Annotated in this window: 4 protein-coding genes; 1 reads left to right on the top strand and 3 read right to left on the bottom strand. The window is 36.1% G+C overall.

The genetic code is table 11. The features are described 5' to 3' along the window. Nucleotides 1–191 precede the first annotated feature (191 nt). Entirely contained in the window at nt 192–1,163 is a 972-nt protein-coding gene (mch, locus tag IJQ68_RS00465; protein WP_292795528.1) for a methenyltetrahydromethanopterin cyclohydrolase, read from the bottom strand. Between the two features lie 249 nt (nt 1,164–1,412). On the opposite strand from mch, the gene IJQ68_RS00460 reads away from it, so the two are divergent. Then, nucleotides 1,413–1,673, top strand: a complete 261-nt coding sequence (locus IJQ68_RS00460) for a transcriptional regulator (RefSeq protein ID WP_292795525.1) — start codon at nt 1,413–1,415, stop codon at nt 1,671–1,673. Here IJQ68_RS00460 and IJQ68_RS00455 read toward each other — a convergent pair. Both IJQ68_RS00455 and IJQ68_RS00450 read right to left on the bottom strand, forming a co-directional pair. Continuing rightward, entirely contained in the window at nt 1,670–2,170 is a 501-nt protein-coding gene (locus IJQ68_RS00455) for a nitroreductase family protein (RefSeq protein ID WP_292795522.1), read from the bottom strand. The genes IJQ68_RS00460 and IJQ68_RS00455 overlap by 4 nt on opposite strands. Before the next feature lie 114 nt (nt 2,171–2,284). After that, nucleotides 2,285–3,853, bottom strand: coding sequence for a ClC family H(+)/Cl(-) exchange transporter (locus IJQ68_RS00450; RefSeq protein ID WP_292795519.1), 1,569 nt, complete (start codon nt 3,851–3,853; stop codon nt 2,285–2,287). Between the last annotated feature and the right edge of the window lie 294 nt (nt 3,854–4,147).

The following is a 4,147-nucleotide window of genomic DNA, read 5'->3' as shown; positions in this document are numbered from 1 at the left end:
TTAAAACCTGAATAATACTTAAAAATAAAAATAACCAACACAAGTCACCCAAACATCAAATAAACACATAAATAACTAGAAATTAGTAAAAAACATGAAAAGTATTAAATTAGAGAATTATGGTGAATCCTCTTAAAAAAAAGCTTGTTAAAAATTAAAAAAAAGAGCTATCGAAAGATAGCTGATCAAATCTATTCATCTACGCCGAAAGATTTTTTGAGTAAGTCTGCGTTTACAAATCCTTCTTTATAGATTTTACCGGTTGTTAAATCGTTGATAACAACTTCTGCTGGAGCAAACATTCCTTTATCGATTTTGTAGAAGTCGAATTCAGCTTCTTTGAATACATCGAAGAATGGTTTTCCATATCCGTCAGCTGCGGATGATGGTAATTTTGCAGCCACATCAGCAATATCATCGTTTTCATCGGATTCAACATAGTAGTAGGTTCTTCCGCCGAAGAGTACTGCGTCGTTGGTTTTACCCATTGCTTTTAATCCGTCAGGATCAACCGGTGCGATAGGAGCAATACCTGCTGCGTGTTTTACTTTGGTTACGTCAAATTTGATTGCTTCCAGCATTTTGTAGGTACCGTTTTCGACAACTCTTCCGGAAATCTGGATGGAACCGACAAGGGAGGATGTAGGAGCTACAAGCAGGTATACGTTTTTAACGTCAACATCACATTCGTCTGCAATATATTGTGCAACATCTTCGCCAGGCAATACGTCAGCTTCCAAAGTCAAGATAGCCAAATCAGCATCTTTGTCTTCATAACCGATTTCTTCATAGGTTTCAGCAGGTTTCAATGCGATTGCACGGGCAGGACCTGAACCTAATGCGAAGAAATCTCCTACACTGACAGACCATCCTGCTTTTTGGGAACCTAAAGTTGAAATGGAAGGGGAGTCTGTTTTGATTTTTACAGAAGGAAGAGCGAATTTTTCGGACAAGTCTCCAGGAATTGAAATTCCGACATCTGCTAGTCCACCTAGACAAACTTTAGTATAAAGTTCACCTGCTTTAAAACTTCCGTCTACATTCACACCACAATCTAAAACAGTAGCACCATTTTCTAAAGTTGATACTGCGATGTTTAATGCATCTGCTTTTTCAATCATTACATCTACGGTTTTTTTAGCTTCTAAGTTTACACTTACCATCATTTAACCTCGAATAATATAGTAAACTTACAAATAAGTAAGTTATTAATTAGAATTTTAGTTTTATTATTATTTATATTTGCCTAAATCAATTTTCTATCAAGACCATTGCGTGCAAAAAACACTATATGAAAACAGGCCAAAAGTAAAGAATATGTTATTAAGTTATATTCAAAAAAATCTAAGCCTATTCAAATCTCGATAAAAGCTTATATAAAAATTTTTAATCAAATAACAAAAATTAATATCATGGAAGAAAAAGAGCTATATCGCAAACTGGGATATATTAAGATTTCACCATACAGAACAAACACCCTGAAAAGCATTGGCGATGATATGAAAATGCCTTCAGAAATCGCAAGAGACATCGGCATCAGAACCAGCCAGGTGTCTGCGGCGCTGGCCGATTTGAAAAAGCAGGACCTTGTAATCTGCGTAAATGAGGAAGTCAGAAAAGGACGCTTGTATAAATGCACCCAAAACGGATTTGAAATATTGAAACATCTCTAATACCGGCCATAATGAACTTTTACATCATCATACCTTAATTTTACATCACTATCAATTGCAGGATAGCCGACACAAATTACGGCAAAAGGAATGCAGTAATCAGGAATATTCAAATACTTTCTGATTTTCAGGCATCTGTCCTCTATCGGATGAAAACCCAGCCATACAGCACCCAAACCTTCATAGGTTGCCTGAAGCAGTATGTTTTCGCAGCACGCTCCCAAATCCTGTTCAATCATATATTCCAGTCTGGCCTCTTTAAGATTGCCCAGAACGACAATAAGTTTTGATGCTTCGCCGGCTGGCTTGGCGAATCTGTGCATTTCAGAGATTTCAATCATATCCTTTTTGTCATTGATTACAATGAACTCCCATGCCTGCTGGTTGCATGCGGACGGTGCCTGCATTCCGGCTTTCAGGAGATTTTCAATCTGAGTTTCACTTACCTCTTTATCCAGAAATTTTCTGACGCTTTGCCTTTCAAAAATTGGATTCATATTATCACATTTACCTATAATTATTTTGATATTTGATAAGAAATCTAGTGATTTGATTAATGACAGAACCTATTAAATTAATTTTAAACTGGACTTTTCAAAATATTATCTCACTCATGTAGATTTGCCGTTAATAATCTCTTCGATTTCACGATTTGCATAAGGGAAATCATTGACATCAGTTAAAATATGGATCTGATCACCATAATTAATCTTAAAGTCCTCCTTTGCAATGACATAACTGCCGTTTCTTATAATTGAAACAACAATTGAGTTTTTTGGGAAAGGAATGTTTTTAATCTCAACACCTATGTATTTGCATTCCAGAGGAACGACATACTCCGAAAATACATGGCGTGAAGGCACAGGAGTGAATTTTTCCTGACGCCTGTCCAATAAACGCTCAAGAAGAGCCTCATAAATAGGTTCATTTCCAAGAAGAGTAGGGACAATATAAGCTATCAGACAAACGATAAGCATGGCCACAAGAGCATCCGTTGAACCGCACATCTCAGACAAAAGAACAATTCCCGTAATCGGTGATCTAACAGTTGCTGTGAAAAATCCGGCCATTGAAATAATAATGAACTTATATATCAAAATGCTTTCAAGGCCGCAAATCGGAATGAAAACTGATGCGAAAATCGCTCCGATATAAGCACCCAATACCAGAATAGGCAGAAATATTCCTCCAGGAGCTCCGGATGAAAATGAAAATATTGAAAAGAGTGACTTGGCAACAAAATAAACCAGAAGCAAAGCGAGTGAAGGCATTGCAACATCAAGCATTCCCATCATATAATGTCCGCCGTCACTGATTTCAGGCATTACCAGAGCTATTACACCTGAAACCACAAAGACTATAATGAATTTAACTTCCAGGCTCAAATCAGGAATTTTAGCCCATAAATCCTCTGCCTTAATCATTCCGACATTATAAAGATATCCGAGCAGACCCAAAACAACACCAAGCAAAACCAGAAGCCAGTAGGAAGACAATGGAATGTTTGCTATAGGAAAAGAAAGCACTGTAGACTGGCCGAAAATCAGCTTTGATATAAAATCAGATACAATAGCTGACACCAGTGCAACGAACACCAACGTCTTGTCAAATCCATGATTGATCTCCTCCAGAATAAAGATAACACCGGCCAGCGGAGCATTGAATGCTGCAGTAATACCCACTGCAGAACCGACTAGAATCAGTCTCAGCTCATCGGTTTTGGATTCATTGAATATTTTGGAGACACCCTTACCGGCCATAGCACCTATTTGAACGGAAGGACCTTCAGGACCAAGGGACAGACCTCCCAAAGCCGTGAAGACACCTCCAACGATTTTGGCAAAGAGTGTCTTATACCAGTTGACGTCCATAAATCCCTTAAGCTCTGCATTTACCTGAGGAATACCGCTTCCACGAGCATCACTTTCCCATTTCATCAGGTAAGCAGTCAGCAATGCCAGAATTATTAAGAATACAAAAAATAAGATAATATAAAGTATATTGCCATTAATAATACTTAAATAGCTTCTTAAAATATCTTCAGAGCCATTTAAAAGAAATCTGTACAAACATACCATCAAACCGGAGAAAATACCAACTAGAATACCCTGTACTGTTAGTTTAAAAACATGTCTTGGATTTTCCACAATTGATTTGAATGTTTTTTGTACTTCCTTCATCAATTAAAATATTAGTCTTTATAAATTAAATAATTTTACAAGATTTTAATGTTTAATCAATTTTTGCATTCAATATTTCATCGACAGAATATCCATATCTTTTTGCTAACTCCTCAACTGTTAAATCATTTGAAGAATCATTGGCAAAATCATTTATAGTAAATTGCATATTTAATTTTATTTATTTAAATATAATTTATTCTATTTTTAACTAATTTTTTGGACTTCCCATTCAGTATTGTGTTTTGGATTTAATTTTTTTATTATGGGCTTAATATAATTATTAAGTACTTT

Source organism: Methanobrevibacter sp., assembly GCF_017447225.1.
In the GTDB taxonomy this organism is placed as follows: domain Archaea; phylum Methanobacteriota; class Methanobacteria; order Methanobacteriales; family Methanobacteriaceae; genus Methanocatella.
Note: the sequence above shows the minus strand (reverse complement) of the source record. Positions and strands in the feature narration are given on the sequence as shown.